Below are 16,731 nucleotides of genomic sequence, written 5' to 3'. Positions count from 1 at the left end.
TTGAAAAAACGCCCCCGGGCTTTTTTACGCCTGCCGATTAAGCCGTCTGCTCTTCCTGGCCCAGGCAAGCCGCAGCCGTAAACAACACATCGGTGGACGAATTGAGCGCGGTTTCTGCCGAATCCTGCAGCACGCCGATGATGAAACCGACTGCCACCACCTGCATCGCGATTTCGCTGGGAATGCCAAACAGGCTGCACGCCAGCGGGATCAGCAGCAACGAGCCACCAGCCACCCCCGAAGCGCCACATGCACAGATGGCCGCGACCACGCTGAGCAGCACCGCGGTCGGTAGGTCTACGGCAATCCCGAGGGTGTGCACCGCCGCCAGCGTCAGCACGGTAATGGTGATCGCGGCACCGGCCATATTGATGGTGGCGCCCAGCGGGATCGACACCGAGTAAGTGTCTTCATGCAGGCCCAGGCGTTTGCTCAATGCCAGGTTCACCGGGATATTCGCCGCCGAACTGCGGGTGAAGAACGCGGTGATACCGCTTTCGCGCAGGCACATCAATACCAGTGGGTACGGGTTGCGGCGCAGCTTCCAGAACACGATGGCCGGGTTGACCACCAGCGCCACGAACAGCATGCAGCCAATCAGCACCAGCAGCAGGTGCGCGTAACCGAGCAGGGCGCCGAAACCGGAGGTGGCCAGGGTTGAGGCCACCAGCCCGAAAATACCCAGCGGCGCAAAACGAATCACCACGCGCACAATCAGCGTGACGCCGTTGGACAGGTCATCCAGCACCGTACGAGTGGTCTCGCCGGCATGGCGAATGGCAACGCCCATGCCGATGGCCCACGCCAGAATGCCAATGAAGTTGGCATTCATCAGCGCACTCACCGGGTTATCCACCACGCTCAGCAACAGGCTTTGCAGCACTTCACCAATGCCACCCGGTGCGCTGACGGTTGCATCGTGGGTCGCCAGCACCAGCGAGGAGGGAAACCACAGGCTGGCAACGACCGCGACCACGGCGGCGGCAAAGGTGCCCAGCAGGTAGAGGAACAGGATCGGTTTGATATGGGTTTCCTGTCCGTGTTTATGGTTGGCGATCGACGCCATCACCAGCACAAACACCAGGATCGGCGCCACGGCCTTGAGCGCAGCGACAAATACCTTGCCGATAAACCCGGTGGCCTTGGCCGCCTCAGGCAACAGCAAGGCCAGCAGAATGCCTGCGGCCAGGCCGATGATGATTTGTGTAACCAGGCTGATGCGCGCTAGTCGATGAAGGAGGGAAGGGGCAGCAGTCATAAACACTTGTCTCTGATTATTTGAAGGCACAGCGGTACACGCAGAAAGGGCTGTAGGACGCGGATCGCGAAGTCTAGCACGCTGTGAGATAAGTCCCTGGAGCTGCGGCATTGGGTCACCCAGGCACGCTGGCCTTGGCCAAATCCAGACATACTCTGTTAAGATTCTGCCCTCTCATCTTTCCTCTCCGTCAGCGGGCCCTCAGGGCTGTCGTTGATGTCGTCGTTTCTGGAGTTTTCATGCTGTTTCCCATCCTGCTGCTGTCGGCCGCCGGCTTTACCGTGCTGACCACAGAATTCATTATCGTCGGCCTGCTGCCGTCGATTGCCCGGGACCTGAATGTCAGCGTGTCCCAGGCAGGGCTGTTGGTGACGCTGTTTGCGTTCACTGTGGCGGCCTTTGGTCCGTTTCTTACGGCGTACTGCGCCCGTTTCCCACGCAAGCGGCTGTTTATCAGCATCCTGATCATGTTCGGCATCGCCAATACCGTGGCTGCCCTGGCGCCGAATATCTGGGTGATGGCGGTGGCGCGGCTGATCCCGGCCCTGGGCTTGCCGGTGTTCTGGGCCCTGGCCAGTGAAACTGCAGTGGACATCGTCGGCCCCGAGTACGCCGGGCGCGCCATCGAAAAAATCGGCTTCGGCATTGTGTGTGCCACGGTGTTCGGCATTCCGGTGGGCACACTGATTTCCGATATGTTCGGCTGGCGCAGTGCGTTTGCCATTCTTGCCGTGGTCGCGCTGGCCAAAGCCCTGCTGCTGTTTATCTACCTGCCGGTTACCCGGCCGAAAAACGACCAAGGTCACGTTGCGCTCGCAGTTCAAGATCCTGCGCAACCCGCTGATGCAGGGGCATATCCTGCTGTCGATCCTGGTGTTCAGCGGCATGTTCACCGCGTACACCTACCTGGCGGACATCCTTGAGCGTCTGGCCGGCTTCGATGGCACTCTGGTGGGCTGGTGCTTGATGGGCTTCGGCGCGGTCGGGTTGATCGGCAACTCCCTGGGCGGGCGTGCGGTGGATCGCCACCCGCTGATCGCTTCCATGGTGTTCTGCGGCTTTATGATCGCGGGCATGGTCGCGCTGGTGCCGGCGATTCACTCCACCATCGGCCTGGCGGCGGCGATGGCCGTGTGGGGTGTGACCCAGGCGGCGATGTTCCTGGTCAGCCATGTGCGTTTGATGAAGGCCGCCCCCCATGCACCGGCGTTCGCGGCGTCGCTGAATATCGCCGGGGCCAACCTGGGGATCGGCCTGGGCGCGTTGGTCGGTGGGCATGTGATCGACACCCTGGGCCTTGGCAGCCTGGGCTTTGCCGCATCCGGGTTTATCCTGGTGTCGATCCTGCTGGCGTTATGGTTGATGACGGCCAAACCGGCACCTACCTGCGCCTGATTCCTGTGGGAACGGGCTTGCTCGTGAATGCGCAGTGTCATTCACCAGATACATTGATTGATCCACTACGTTCGCGAGCAAGCCCACGTTGCCATCAGGGCAGCGCAGTAAATAATTCCCGTCGGGCACCTTCGGTAATCGCCACGATGCCGGGGTGCTTGACCTTGCGCTCCACAGAAATGGCGTAGAACGACTCGGTAACCGCATCGGTCTGGCCGATCAGCGCCACACCGTACTGGCGCACCACCTCATCGGCGATCACGCTGGGGGCGATGAAAATCCCGCTACCGGATTGCCCGAATGCCTGCATCAAGGCGCTATCGTCGAACTCACCGATAATTTTGGGCTGGATCTGCTGCTCGGCAAACCAGCGCTGCAAGCGGCTGCGCACCACGGTTTCGGCGCCCGGAATCAACAACGGCGCGCCGTGCAGGCACTGTGGGAAATCGCCGCCGTACCGGTCAGCCAATGCCTGGGTGGCGAAAAAACTGATGCCACATTCCCCCAGTCGCTGGCTGTAGCCTTTGATGTCCAAGTGCGTCGGCATGGGGCTGTCGGAGATCACCAGGTCCAGGCGCTGAATTGCCAGGTCAGCCAATAAACGCTCGAGTTTGTCTTCACGGCAGGTGATGCGGATCGGCTCGCTCAGCTCCATGGTCGGCGCGATCAGCCGGTACACGATGGACTTGGGCACCACATCCGCCACCCCGACCCTAAACAGGATCTGCTGTTCATCGGGCTGCGCGCGCAACATCGCCTCCAATTCATTGCCGGTCTGGAACATCTGCTCGGCATAGGGCAGGGCCTGGCGCCCGGCTTCAGTCAGTTCCAACTGGCGACCGACGCGCTGAAACAATGTGATGCCATAGGTTTGTTCCAGCAGGCTGATCTGCCCGCTGATGGTCTGGGGGGTGAGGTTCAGTTGCTCACAGGCGCGCACGATGCTGCCAGTCTTGGCTACCACCCAGAAGTAGTGCAGTTGTCGGTAATTGAGCATGGCAGCCTATACTTCGTAAAAATCGAAGTATACGTGAGAAAAATACGAATTTTACTGAACTGTTTGGCTGCATAGAATGCCTCGCTATCGAGGGGCCACTATTTGGACCCAAAGGTTCTAACGAGGAATACATCATGAAACTCAATTCCCTGGGCGCGGCTTCGGTACTTGCGCTTTCATTGGTGATGATCAGTGGTTGTGATCAAGTCGAAAAAAGCGCGCAGCAAGTACTGGGCAAAGCCACCGAGTCGGCCAAGCAGGCCATCGACGACACCCACAAGGCCGCCGAGCAGGCGTTGAGTGAAGCGACACAAGGCTTGATCAGTCCTGAAAAACAGGAAGACGAGCAAGAAAAATCCAACAGTAACAAAGAAGCTTAATTTCCCGGCACTATATCAGGACTGACCTATGGATTACCTTTTACAACTGGCCGCCAGCCCCACCGCCTGGGTGGCACTGGCCACCTTGATCGTCATGGAAATCGTGCTGGGCATCGATAACCTGATCTTCATCTCGATCCTCACTAACAAATTGCCGGAGAAGCATCGAGCCAAGGCACGGCGCATCGGCATCAGCATGGCGCTGGTGTTGCGCCTGGGCCTGTTGAGCACCATCGCGTTTATCGTGCAGTTGACTGCGCCGGTGTTCGAAGTGTTTGGCCAGGCGTTTTCGTGGAAGGACATGATCCTGATCGCCGGTGGCCTGTTCCTGGTATGGAAGGCAACCACCGAGATTCACCACAGCATGGATCCGGAGCCGGAAGAGAAAGCCAGTGTCGGCAACACCGTGACCATGGGCTTTGCGGCGGCTATCGGGCAGATTCTGTTGCTCGACCTGGTGTTCTCCATCGACAGCATCATTACCGCCGTGGGCATGACCGAGCACTTGCCGATCATGATCATTGCCGTAGTGACCTCGGTGATCGTGATGCTGGTAGCGGCCGAACCGCTGGCCAAGTTCATCAACGACAACCCGACGGTCGTGATGCTGGCCCTGGGCTTCCTGATCATGATCGGCATGACGCTGATCGCCGAAGGCTTCGGCGCCCATGTGCCTAAAGGCTACGTGTACGCAGCCATGGCCTTCTCGGCGGCGATTGAGTGCTTGAACATCGCCCGGCGCAACCGCCATAAGCGGTTGCTTGCCGCCCGCCAGTAACGGCTGAAACCAAAAGGCCGGCTGCGCTCCCTTGAGCCCAGCCGGCCTTTTTTCGTCAGGATTCGGCACTCACCTGGGTAGGTTCCGGGCAGGTTTCTTCGCCGTTGTTCAGGCCCTGCTTGTAGTTGCGGCTCAGCAGCGAGGCTTTGCCGTTGTGCCAGGTCAGCGTCAGCACATACAAGGTGTCGTAGTCGCTGCCAGACCAGTCGTCGGTGATGGTGTGTTTTTCGCCCGAGGCTTCGCTGGCCACCTTGTTGATCAATTCCGGCAAGTAGCCGTGGGACCAAGCGGTGTAGATGATGGCGTTGTGGTACTTGTCCTCGACCAGCTCGTCGGCGAGGGCGCTGGTGTCATTCGCCGAAAACTTGATATTCACCGGCAGGCCCAGCTTGATCGCGCTGGGGCTGATGGTCATTAGCGGGCGTATATAGCTGTAGGAATTGTCCAGCTCGCCTTCCTCGACATTGCGCGTCGGGTTGGCGGCGAACACGAAATCGGCCTTGCCGAATTTTTCCGGCAATACCGTGGCCAGGTTCATCGCCCGGTTCAAGCCCTGGCAATTGAGCTGGCCCAAGCCGCCGGCGGGTTTTTCACCGTGACGCAGGAATACCAGGGTTTGCACGCCGTCCACCGGTTCGGCACTGCTGATGCGTGACTCCAGGGTCAGGCCGATGGCGCCGCCAACCAGCAAGAGCGGCAACAGGATGTATGAATAGCGTTTCAGGCGCAGCGCAAGGCACAGAGGCTTGATTGTCATTAGGTTCGAGTCTTCGGTGCATCGGATTAAGGCGGACAAGCCCGGCCCCAGTGACGCATCCGGCGTCCTGCGGTGTTCCCTGTCGGTATAGCCAGATGCCTCCATTCACCTTGTGGGCGCACTTAAGAGTGCACCTGGGCCTATTGGTTCGCCCACGCGGCATAATAGCCAGCCGATGTTGCGCATTGATGACCCATGCAGGACGCGAGTCAGATGACTATGATGGGAGCTTTGCGCAGAGGATCTCCTGATGAACCCAATCGCTGCCTTCCCGATTAACAGTAAATGGCCCGCCCAGCATCCGGAGCGCTTGCAACTGTACTCGCTGCCGACGCCCAACGGGGTAAAAGTCTCGATCATGCTTGAGGAACTGGGCCTGCCGTATGAGGCGCACAAGGTCAGCTTCGAGACGCAGGACCAGTTATCCCCCGAGTTCCTGTCCCTGAACCCCAACAACAAGATCCCTGCGATCATTGACCCCAACGGCCCTAGCGGCCAACCGCTGGCGTTGTTCGAGTCCGGCGCGATCCTGATTTACCTGGCGGAAAAAACCAGTCAGTTGCTTTCCGAAGATCCGGCGACACGTTATGAAACCATTCAGTGGCTGATGTTTCAGATGGCCGGTATTGGCCCGATGTTCGGGCAGGTAGGGTTTTTCAACAAGTTCGCCGGTAAAGCCTACGAAGACAAGCGCCCCCGCGATCGCTATGCCGCTGAATCCCGGCGCTTGCTCGACGTGCTGGAAAAGCGCCTGCTGGGCCGTACCTGGATCATGGGTGACGAGTACAGCATCGCCGACATCGCCACCTTCCCGTGGATTCGCAACCTGATCGGCTTCTATGAATCGGGCGACCTGGTGGGCATCGCCGACTTCCCTAATGTACTGCGTGCGCTGGATGGCTTTGTCGCCCGGCCGGCGGTGATCCGTGGTCTCAACATACCGAGCTGAAGCATGCCGACTTTCGATTTCAAGCAACTGGATGTATTCAGCAGTGTGTCGCTCAAGGGCAACCCACTGGCGGTGGTGCTGGGTGCCGATGGGCTCAGTGACGAGCAGATGGCGGATTTCGCCCGTTGGACCAACCTCAGCGAAACCACGTTTTTACTGAGACCCCGCGATCCGCAGGCGGACTACCGGGTGAGAATTTTCACCACCCTCAAGGAACTGCCATTCGCCGGGCACCCCACGCTAGGCAGTTGCCATGCCTGGCTCAAGGCCGGAGGCGTCCCTAAAGGCGAGGAGATTATCCAGGAGTGTGAAATCGGCCTGGTGCGCATTCGTCGTCAAGGCGCTGAACTGGCGTTTATTGCGCCGCCGCTGCTACGTGCCGGTTTGGTCGATGCGCCGCTGCTGGAGCGCGTACGCCTGGGGTTGGGCCTGGAACGGGAAGCAATCGTGCGCAGCCAATGGGTGGACAATGGCGCGGGATGGCTTGCGGTGATGTTGGCCGACCGTGACCAGGTGTTGCGCCTGCAGCCGGACTATTCGCAACTGTTGGGGTTGGCCGTAGGTGTGATCGCCCCTTGCGACTCGCTACGTGACGAGGTTGACGCGCAGTTTGAAGTGCGCGCCTTTGTCGCCGGTGACGGCGCCCAGGAAGACCCGGCCACCGGCAGCTTGAACGCCGGAGTTGCCCAATGGCTGCTCGGCGAGGGCCTCGCGCCCGAGCGCTATGTGGTCAGCCAGGGCACGGCCATGGGCCGGGCAGGGCGTATTCACGTGGAGCGCCAGGGCGATGAAATCTGGATCGGCGGCGCCGTCGCAGTGTGCATCGAAGGGCGTCTACAGCTCTAGATCAATAAATTGTTACGAGCCGCGTAATACACTGTTGGCCCCTTTGCATTTGTGCCGCCGGGGCGTGAGGCATAAGCTTTCGCCCCAAAGTTTTCTGCCATTTTTTCAGGACCTCCATGACCAGCCAGTTCCCCCAAGCCCGCCCACGCCGCCTGCGCCGCTCCCCGGAGCTGCGTGGCTTGTTCCAGGAAACCGAGTTCACACTCAATGATCTGGTGCTGCCAATTTTCGTCGAAGAAGAAATCGACGACTTCGTGCCGATCACCAGCATGCCCGGCGTGCAGCGTATCCCTGAGAAGAAACTGGCCGGCGAGATCGAGCGTTACGCCCGTGCCGGCATCAAGTCGGTGATGACCTTTGGCGTGTCCCACCACCTGGACGCCAGCGGCAGCGACACGTGGAAGGAACGAGGCCTGGTGTCGCGCATGTCCTCGATCATCAAAGACGCGGTGCCGGAAATGGTCGTGATGTCCGACACCTGTTTCTGCGAATACACCGACCACGGCCACTGCGGCGTTATGCACGGTGCCCATGTCGACAACGATGCAACCCTGGTCAACCTGGGCAAGCAAGCCGTAGCCGCCGCCCGTGCCGGTGCCGATGTGATCGCCCCCTCGGCGGCGATGGATGGCCAGGTCCAGGCGATTCGCCGCGCTCTGGACGATGCCGGCTTCACCCATATCCCGATCATGGCCTACTCCACCAAATTCGCCTCAGCCCTCTACGGCCCATTCCGTGAGGCCGGTGGCAGCGCGCTCAAGGGCGACCGTAAAAGCTACCAGATGAACCCGATGAACCGCCGCGAAGCCGTGCGCGAATCGCTTCTCGACGAGCAGGAAGGCGCGGACGCTCTGATGGTCAAACCGGCCGGCGCCTACCTCGACATCATCCGCGACATCCGCGAAGCCTCACGGCTGCCGGTGGCGGCGTACCAGGTGAGTGGTGAGTACGCGATGATCAAGTTCGGCGCCCAGGCGGGTGCCATTGATGAAGCGCGGGTGGTGCGTGAAACCTTGGGGTCGATCAAGCGCGCGGGGGCGGATCTGATCTTCACCTACTTCGCGATGGACCTGGCATTGGCTGGTATCTGACCTGAATGGGCGTGCGTTTCGATTTGAAATGTGCGCCCGCTTCAGAAGTTGATACTGCGCGCTATGTCCTTGAGCTTTATAAAACGACGGCACGTCAGGGTCTCATCCACTCTCTGCAGGTCGTTCAGAAATTGGGTGTTCAACTGATCCAACTCCGGGTCGTTAAAGCCATACCAGGTGTCATATAAATGCCCGGGGCCTCGGGGCGGGCCAAAATACATTTCAAAACACAGGCGATTACGCAATGTATCGCCAAAGGTCACCAGCTTTCTTCGGTTGATGGGCGGCATCGTCTTGCTGGTCGGCGCAGGTACGCGAAGCCGCAAGGCAAAAGCATTCTGCTGGTAATGGCCCATGGCACCGTGATCGGCCGAGTGGGCAACGGTGACGTCCCAGATAAACGAGGCGATCACCCTGGCCAATGTATCTCCCTCGCGTATGCGTTGATGATCCGGAAAACCGCTGACCCAGGTCGCAATGGCATCGCTCCAGTACGTTATCACCGGATCGTCGACATCAATGTGCGCCACTACGGTGCTGACAAAATCAAGAATCACGTTGTAATAACCGCGCAGAAACTCATCGAAGTCCGACCAGACTTTTTCCGGCGCCAGCAGGTAGTTATACGGCGGGTAACAGTTGTTGCCCGCGATGCCGGAAAACGCATCGGTCATATGCCCGGTCCAGCCGCGCCCGTCTTCGATAATCGGGATGTTTCCCCAGCCCGGGTAGGGCGTGTATGGCAGGAATTGGTTGTTGTGCGCGACGGAGTAGGGCAGTAGCGAAACGGCCTGGTTGATCGCCAATTGAATCCGCGTGTGCGGCGCAATCAGTTTGAACAACAAATGTTGTTGAGGCAGTGCGGTCAAGCTGATTGCGCTGATGGCGTCCATCGGGAAATGCACCCGTGGGTGAGTCACCAGGGTGATCACACACAGGGCGCCTTGAAATACAAAATACTTGGCAAGCTCCCAGGCGTTTTTATCCTCAGGGGTTAAGACCAGGCCGTTTATCTTGATGGCCAGCGCTGTCCCCGAGTGATCGGTCTCACGCTTGAACAGGGTCAAGCTGGGCGCCGAGTAGATACCGTGCAGCGGATCGACGCGATTCATGCTCAGCGTGTCGATTTTCAAATACTTGGGTTGGCCCTCGCTATCAAACAGATCATCTGGGTTCAGTACCTCGGGAAACTCAGCAGCGTCCTCCAGCCCAACCGGGGTCAGCAATTTGCTGAACGTGCCATAAAACAGTTGTTCGACGAATAATCGGTCGGACACCGGCTGCAGTTTGTGATCACCCGCGAGCATCTTGAGGATTATCTTGAGACGACCGGACTTCAGGGTTTTGAGGTAGTGGGACACCACATTGAAACGGAAATCCTCCAATTGGGTCTTGGGGACTTTTTTAATCATGGCGGGCAGTTCGGGGACTAGCGTGTTGACCTTCGGCCAAGGGCCGTCTTTGGCGTACAAGTAGTCGTCGTCGGTGTATCCCGGAAGCGGGCCTGCCCATTCCTTGTAACATTCGACTGACATAGACAATTCCTTTCTGGCGAGAGTAAAAGCCTGCATACATTCACGCGTACAGATGTCAGTTAAACGGTAGAAAGAAAATGGAGCAACTGTCAGATTTGACAGGTTTTATTTTGGTTGGACTGTGATATGTGATTTCGGGTAGGTTTTTGTAAGGTTGTATCTTCTTGGTCGCAATAGAGTGGGCTTGCTTCAAATATCCTATTTAAATCAGATGCTGTGTGTGCTGGAATCTGGGGAGTCAGTTCGTTCAGCACCTATTGATTTTATCCACTTTTTGTAGAAGTCTTCCTGTTCTTTCGGGTCGTTCGTAAGATTTTGATCTTCATGGTCAAATATATGAACCAAGTCCTCTCTTGTTGTGCGCTTTCCGAGGGTTAATTCATATGCAACCATTCCGCCGCTCATTTGTGAGGCCATACTCGAAGGTCTGACATTTATTTTTGCACCTTTGCAAAGGAATTGTATGTGAGGGAAGTCAGATCTTACTTTTGCCAGACATAAGTACATGTCTTCTGCTGTGTAAATTTTTGCAAAGTTTTCGGCTTCTGAAAATTTTAATTTGATGTGGGCAGAGTCATACTTAAATGTAACGTATTTTTCTACGTTGTCTATTATGGCTTTAATTTTCTTTGTTTTCATTTTACTTTCCTGTTTGGGTTTGGAATTGAATATCCCATGTAACTGCCGTCTCGCTTCATGGGTGTTGCACCCAAGATATCTTCTGTGCTGATTTTACTTTGTATGGCAATTTCTGACTCATTATCAAAAGGAGCTAATTTTCCAAGTTCTTTGTTCACGTCTCGACCAGGGATTTTTTTCAGCGTGTAGAGAAAACCTTTCCGTGTTCCATATCTGGTTGCAAAATCAATTCCGGTAGCTTTTGATGGGGAAGTGCTTATAAAGTTGCTGGGGGGGTTGTTGCTATCGACTGCGTGCAAGTATAAGTCGTTGCTGGCGCCCTTGCTTTTAAAGCCATGTTGAAAAACATGGTCTGGGGTTTTGTCATCTCCGCGGTAAAGGTACTCGTTACCATTGTTAGCGGGCTGTTTAGGTTCCCCCTTAACCACGGTAGCCGCTTTTGTGAAATCTACTACTTCAGCTTTAGGCTTACAATCGCCCCCTTCCGGGCAGTTACTTAAACCCAACGGATCAACCCACCCCGTAGGATTAGGCACGTACTGGTACGCGTTAATCCCACCGGCCAGCTTTACCGGGTCCGGCGTCAGGTAGCGACCAATATCCGGATTGTAGTAGCGATGGCGGTTGTAGTGCAGCCCGCTTTCCGGGTCGAAGTACTGGCCCTGAAAGCGTAGCGGGTTGTCGACTTTGCCCACGTCGAGGCGGGTGATTTCGCCGTAGGCGCGGTAGTGCGCGGACCAGACGATTTCGCCGTCGGGAGTGGTGAGTTCCTGGGGCGTGCCGAGGTGGTCGAGTTGGTAGTGGTAGGGTTTGGTTTCCTTTGGGCCGTAGCCTTCTAGGAGTGCCAGTGGGCGGAAGCTATCCGGCTCGTAGATATAACTGCGATGGCTCTGCGCATGGTGCTCGGCAATCAGCTTGTCGCCTTGCCAGAAAAACTCGCTGGTTTTGCCATCCACGGTTTTGCTGATGCGCCGCCCAAACGGGTCATAGCGATAGCTGGCGGTTTGGCCATTGGGTTGGGTGACTCCGATCAGCCGGTGTTGGCTGTCGTAGCGATACTCGGTAACGAGTTGATGGCCCTTGCCACGTCGTTCGCGGATCAGGTTGCCGAAGGCGTCGTAGTCGTACTGCCGGTCGCCCTGGATCATCAGACGATTACCCGCGACGATGTCGGGGCCGGGTCGGTCTTGCATCAGCAGGTTGCCGGCCGGGTCGTGGGCGAAGCGTTCCTGGACGTCTTGCGAGTGGTCGGCGCGGGTCAGGCGGGCGAGGGGGTCGTAGTGGTAGTGGTGTTCGCCTTTGCGGGTGTCGAGCAGACGGGTGAGGTTGCCGGTGTTGTCGTAGTCGTATTGGCGTTGGTAGAGGGTGTGTTGCTGTTGGGTGACGGCGTGGGCGTGCAGGCGCTGCTGGTCGTCGTAGTGGTAGTGGCTGAGGAGCTGGCCTTGTTGGCGTTGGTGTTCCTGGCCGGCGTTGAACAGGTGCGAGGTCAGTACGGCGCCATTCAGTTCCACGGTCGATAGGTGCCCACCCTTACCGTGATTGAACACCAGGCGGTTGTTGTCAGGCAGGCGCAAGTTTTTCAGCTGGCCGCAGGCGTCGTAGCCGTAGCGCAGGGTGCCCCAGCCTTGATGCTCGGCGGTGAGGCGGTTTTGCGCGTCGTACTCGTAGGCCAGCGCCCAGTGGCCGTCGTCGACGCTGAGGAGATTGCCCTGGCGGTCGTAGGCATAGTCCACAAGACTGCCATCGGGCAGGGTTTTTCGTACGAGTCGGCCGGCAGGATCGCGCTCGTAACGGGTGACTAGCTGACTGCCATCGTCGCCAAATTCGGTCTTTTCCAGCAGGTTGCCGTTGAGGTCGTAGGCATACGCCGTACGCTGGCCGTCAAACCCGGTCTCCTGCTGGATCAGGCCATTGGGGTGGTACTGCAACCCATACGTTTCGCCGACTTCGTTTTCGATTTCAGTCAGCAATAACCGCACGTTGTCGTAACGGTATTGGACCTGGGTGCCGTCGGCATTGATGCGACGGCTGATCAGGTGCAGGCCGTCGGCATATTCGTAGCGAGTGGTCTGCCCCAGCTCGTCACGTTCGGCGGTGATTTTTCCGTAAGGGTTGTAGCTGTATTCCCGCGTTGCCCCACCGGGTAGCACCACGCGAGTCAGCCGGCCCACGCTGTCCCACTGATACTCGGTCAGCGCCCCATGCGCCTCCTCACGCGCTATCTGCCGCCCAAGATCGTCATAGCGATAACGCTTGATCCCGCCGTTCGGCAAGTGTTCCTCAAGCAGTTGCCCCCGCTCATTCCACACTAGCCGCAGACAGCTGTGATCCGGGTACCAAACCCCAATCAGTTGCCCATATTTGTCGTAGCTGTAATCGGTGACGTGGCCTTCAGGATCGGTCTTGCGGATGACGTCGCCTTGGTCGTTCCGCTCATACTTCCAAACCGCCTCACCGCGCCGCACCACCCGTACGAAACCATTGTCATGCTCGTAGGAAGTCGGCTCGTCATCCCCCGGAAACAACGCCACCAAGCGTCCGGCGTCGTCGTACTGATACGCCGTCACCGCCCCCAGAGGGTCCTGCTCGACCGTCAGCCGGCCTTTATCGTCGTAGGATTTGAAATGCTCGGCGCCGTCAGGATCAATGCGCTGCACCAGCCGCGCCCGATCATCGTGGACATACACTTCCTGGCTGCCATCGGCGTTAAAAACCGTGACGCGGCCGTTGTCGTCCCAGGCATAACGCGTGTCCATCTGCGAAAAGCTGGCCCAGTGCCGGACACAACGCGCCGCTTTGCCAGAGCGTTCCCACTCCCAGAAGAAGCTCGCGCCACCGGCCAGTCCACGTTCCAAAATGACGTGCTGCTCGTCGTACCGGTAAACCTCGCTTTCGCCGACGGCATTGGTCGCTGAGACCAGTCGGCCAAGTTCGTCATAGGCGTAGGAAACAATGCAAAACTCGGTCACCCATTCGAAAGGTTCGCGGCCCTTGGCGCGCTGGATCTGGTAGTCCACCGCCACGATGCGGCCAGACTCATAACGCAGGAACAGCGAGCGCCCCACGCCGTTATCCAGCCGCGAAATCCGCCCCGAATAATCTCGGGAAATTCGCAGCCGGTTGTCATACGCATCGCTGATCGAGACCAGCACGCCATCGCGAAAATGATAGAAACGTGAGGCCTGGGCCAGCACCAGCTCATCTGGCAACGAGCCCAGGTAAATCGCGGCTTCAGCCAAGCTATTGGTGATCGCCGGTCGGGAGGCAGTTGGTAGAGGAAACTGAGTACTACGGTTTTCGTGGTCGACCCACACCACCGAATCGCCCACGACAGAAAGCCGCTGCGCCAGCGAATGACTCCACCCAAACCCCAACCCACAATCCACGTCCACCGCACTGGTGCGATACAACCGTGTCCACTCAAACGGAAAAATCCCGTCCAGCGTCCCATCGGTCAGGGTCAGCAATTCTTCGCCGGTGACCATCGACACCGGGCAGCCGTTGGTGGCCGTCTTATCCGCCGCCGCCGCCGCATCCCCGTTGAGGTTTTTACCCGAAGCCGGCACATCGTCGACCAGCTCCTGGCGAACCAGCACTGTCTGCTGCGTCTTGCTGCGAACCGCCGGCACCGGGTTCGAAACCAACTGCTCCCCAGCCTTCAACGGCGTCATCGACACTGCTTTGATCGGTGTGGCCGCACTGCCGAGCAGTAAGGGTTTAACCGCCGTCACATGCGGCTCCAACCCAGGCCCTGCAAGCTGTTTGGCCAGCATCTCGAGCAGGTCCCGCGCACGTCCGGATTTGTTATGGTCCAGCACCTGAGTACCCAGGCGCACCGCCACCCCCATACCTGCCGTCGCCCAAATCAGCAGCAGATTGATCAATACTTCGCCGGTGATTTCCCCCATCAGCTCATTCATCTGTGGCGGCGGCAGCAACCGTATCCAGCTGACCACCGCCGACACATAGATAAACAACAACGGTTCATCGCTGAGCATCAGCAAGCCGTGAGCTATCTTGTCGTTGCCCAGCTTCAGCAGCTCATCAAGTTCGGTTTGGGAGATGTATTGCAGCAACTTCTCGCTGTTGGGCTTGATGTCCGCCAGCAGCTCATACAGCTGCGCAAGGTTGTCCCACAGGTTGTAAAGCGCCTTGCCCATGCCGCTGAGAAACGCCGTTTCCAGCACTCTGCGACGATCAAGCGGGGTAGCGTCGGTGTAGTCTTTCCACTGGTCTTTGAAGCTATTGGTCCACTCCTGGCGCAGGCGCGCTTCCACGTCAGAAATCACTGACTGATAAGACGCGTACAGCGCCTTGACGTGATCCTTGGAAACAGTGGGATAGAAGGTGACTTGGTACTGCTGGTCGCGGGTGCATTCCGTGACTTCAAGAATGCCGCTGGGGCCGATGGTGTGATGGATCGGCGCACCCTGTGGGCTGCCATCCGCTGCAATGGCTTGCAACATCACCGGCGTGTTGCCGATCGGCACGAACTGCGTGCTTTCGAACATATGCACCAGGGTCAGCGAGCCCTGGGCTTTGCACACCGCCACGGTGCTACTGGGCTTTTTGGCAGAGACAGGCGCGACCAGCGCCACCTCATCCCCCACCTTGAACACCTGCTCAACCTCCAGCGCCGAAAAGCGCCAGAAGCTTTCTGCCCACGCGTCAAAGGTGTTCAGGCACTCTCGGAAATCACGGAAGACGCCTTCAACGTCGACCGTCTTTACATCCATTGGGGTCAGGGCCAGCCTGCCAATGGCCGGGTTCAAGACTTGGCCCCTACAAATAACGCCATCTGCAATCCCTCGCACTGTGTGATCAGGCGAGGACTTTGCAGAGGTTTTCAGGAGGGGTCTGTAGTGCTTATCCGGCAGTTGAGTGGGACTTTTCGATGAGTTTTGTCTTCTTAATCCCAAGCAATAGGCTGAGTGCGGCCGTTCGGCGAACGCCGGTTAGACTTACCTGTCGATATCAGCAATGCCCGGCCCGTCATCATCCAAGGAAGCCCCATGTACTCAAGCCGTCTGATCCTGTGCCTGACCACCTTGCTGGTACTGGCCGGCTGCTCTACAACGCGCAACCCACAGCAACCGGAGCGCAGCGAAGCCGAGGTGAAGGCGCAGATTGTGCGCCTGTTGCCGACGACGGTAGCGGACCGCAACGGCTGGGCCCAGGACATCTATACCGCCTTCGACACCCAGAAAATCTACCCCAGCAGCGAAAATATCTGCGCCGTACTGGCGGTCACCGAACAAGAGTCCACTTACCAGGTCGACCCACCGGTGCCGAATATGGGCAAGATTGCCCAGGATGAAATCCTGCGCCGTGCCGGCAAGGTGCATGTGCCGGCCTTTGTGGTGCGCAGCGCCTTGCAACTGCGTTCGCCCACCGGCAAGTCCTACGCCGATCGCCTGAATGCCGCACGCACGGAGAGAGACCTCAGCGGTATCTTCGATGACTTCATCAGCGTGGTGCCCCTGGGCAATACCTTGTTTGGCGGCTTCAACCCGGTGCACACCGCAGGCCCGATGCAGGTCAGCATCGACTTTGCGCAGAAACAGGCGCGGGGTTATCCCTACACGGTGGATGGCACAATTCGTCGCGAAGTGTTTACCCGGCGTGGCGGCATGTACTTCGGTATCGCCCATTTGCTCGGCTACCCGGTGAACTATGACCAGCCGCTGTATCGCTTTGCCGACTTCAATGCCGGTTGGTACGCCAGCCGCAACGCTGCGTTCCAGGCTGCCGTCAGCCGTGCGACTGGGACTGAATTGGCGCTGGATGGGGACCTGATTCGCTACGGCTCACTGCTGCCGGGCACCACCGAGCTGGCGGTGCGCTCCCTCGGTTCGAAGCTGGATATGCGCAACCCCAGCATCCGCAGCCAGTTGGAGCAGGGCGAGCAGCTGGATTTTGAGGACACCACCCTCTACAAGCGCGTGTTTGCCTTGGCCGACAAGGCCGCCGGCAAGCCGATGCCGCGGGCGATCCTGCCGGGAATCGTGCTCAAAAGCCCGAAGATCACGCGCAATCTGACCACGGCCTGGTTTGCCAAGCGGGTAGATGAGCGGTACCAGCGCTGCATGCAACGCTGATCATTGTG

At 58.3% G+C, this 16,731-nt stretch carries 12 protein-coding genes and 1 pseudogene; 7 read left to right on the top strand and 6 right to left on the bottom strand.

The features are described 5' to 3' along the window. Window positions 1-37: 37 nt before the first annotated feature. The gene (sstT, locus tag LRS56_15840) at window positions 38-1,258 is read right to left on the bottom strand and encodes a serine/threonine transporter SstT (GenBank protein ID WDU60388.1); all 1,221 of its coding nucleotides are present in this window, start codon (window positions 1,256-1,258) and stop codon (window positions 38-40) included. Window positions 1,259-1,497: 239 nt separating this feature from the next. Between sstT and LRS56_15835 the strand changes: the two are divergent. Beyond that, a pseudogene (locus LRS56_15835) lies at window positions 1,498-2,653 on the top strand (MFS transporter). 94 nt (window positions 2,654-2,747) lie between these two features. Here LRS56_15835 and nhaR read toward each other — a convergent pair. Then, window positions 2,748-3,650 (bottom strand): transcriptional activator NhaR, encoded by a 903-nt coding sequence (gene nhaR, locus LRS56_15830; protein WDU60387.1) that lies wholly within the window; start codon window positions 3,648-3,650, stop codon window positions 2,748-2,750. A gap of 134 nt (window positions 3,651-3,784) precedes the next feature. On the opposite strand from nhaR, the gene LRS56_15825 reads away from it, so the two are divergent. After that, window positions 3,785-4,030 (top strand): hypothetical protein, encoded by a 246-nt coding sequence (locus LRS56_15825; GenBank protein WDU60386.1) that lies wholly within the window; start codon window positions 3,785-3,787, stop codon window positions 4,028-4,030. Between the two features lie 28 nt (window positions 4,031-4,058). Then, on the top strand, window positions 4,059-4,808 hold the full coding sequence (locus LRS56_15820) for a TerC family protein (GenBank protein WDU60385.1): 750 nt from the start codon (window positions 4,059-4,061) through the stop codon (window positions 4,806-4,808). A 55-nt stretch (window positions 4,809-4,863) separates the two neighbouring features. Here the strand turns inward: LRS56_15820 and LRS56_15815 are convergent, their stop codons facing one another. Further along, window positions 4,864-5,565, bottom strand: coding sequence for a histidine phosphatase family protein (locus LRS56_15815; GenBank protein WDU60384.1), 702 nt, complete (start codon window positions 5,563-5,565; stop codon window positions 4,864-4,866). Window positions 5,566-5,815: 250 nt separating this feature from the next. On the opposite strand from LRS56_15815, the gene LRS56_15810 reads away from it, so the two are divergent. From LRS56_15810 to hemB, 3 genes are all read left to right on the top strand, one after another. Continuing rightward, window positions 5,816-6,514, top strand: a complete 699-nt coding sequence (locus LRS56_15810; GenBank protein ID WDU60383.1) for a glutathione S-transferase N-terminal domain-containing protein — start codon at window positions 5,816-5,818, stop codon at window positions 6,512-6,514. Between the two features lie 3 nt (window positions 6,515-6,517). Continuing rightward, complete coding sequence (locus LRS56_15805) at window positions 6,518-7,360, top strand: PhzF family phenazine biosynthesis protein (GenBank protein WDU60382.1); 843 nt, start codon at window positions 6,518-6,520, stop codon at window positions 7,358-7,360. Between the two features lie 116 nt (window positions 7,361-7,476). Then, window positions 7,477-8,451 carry a porphobilinogen synthase gene (gene hemB / locus LRS56_15800; GenBank protein WDU60381.1) on the top strand — a complete coding sequence of 325 codons (975 nt, stop codon included), beginning with the start codon at window positions 7,477-7,479 and terminating at the stop codon, window positions 8,449-8,451. Between the two features lie 41 nt (window positions 8,452-8,492). Here hemB and LRS56_15795 read toward each other — a convergent pair whose 3' ends face one another. From LRS56_15795 to LRS56_15785, 3 genes are all read right to left on the bottom strand, one after another. After that, the gene (locus LRS56_15795; protein WDU60380.1) at window positions 8,493-10,022 is read right to left on the bottom strand and encodes a hypothetical protein; all 1,530 of its coding nucleotides are present in this window, start codon (window positions 10,020-10,022) and stop codon (window positions 8,493-8,495) included. 171 nt (window positions 10,023-10,193) lie between these two features. Next, on the bottom strand, window positions 10,194-10,625 hold the full coding sequence (locus LRS56_15790) for a hypothetical protein (GenBank protein WDU60379.1): 432 nt from the start codon (window positions 10,623-10,625) through the stop codon (window positions 10,194-10,196). Then, entirely contained in the window at window positions 10,622-15,361 is a 4,740-nt protein-coding gene (locus tag LRS56_15785; GenBank protein ID WDU65759.1) for a DUF6531 domain-containing protein, read from the bottom strand. The genes LRS56_15790 and LRS56_15785 overlap by 4 nt, the downstream gene beginning before the upstream one ends. A gap of 276 nt (window positions 15,362-15,637) precedes the next feature. On the opposite strand from LRS56_15785, the gene LRS56_15780 reads away from it, so the two are divergent. Then, the gene (locus tag LRS56_15780; GenBank protein WDU60378.1) at window positions 15,638-16,723 is read left to right on the top strand and encodes a DUF1615 domain-containing protein; all 1,086 of its coding nucleotides are present in this window, start codon (window positions 15,638-15,640) and stop codon (window positions 16,721-16,723) included. The last annotated feature ends 8 nt before the right edge of the window (window positions 16,724-16,731 follow it).

The organism is Pseudomonas poae (assembly GCA_028869255.1).
GTDB classification, from domain to species: domain Bacteria; phylum Pseudomonadota; class Gammaproteobacteria; order Pseudomonadales; family Pseudomonadaceae; genus Aquipseudomonas; species Aquipseudomonas poae_C.
Note: the sequence above shows the minus strand (reverse complement) of the source record. Positions and strands in the feature narration are given on the sequence as shown.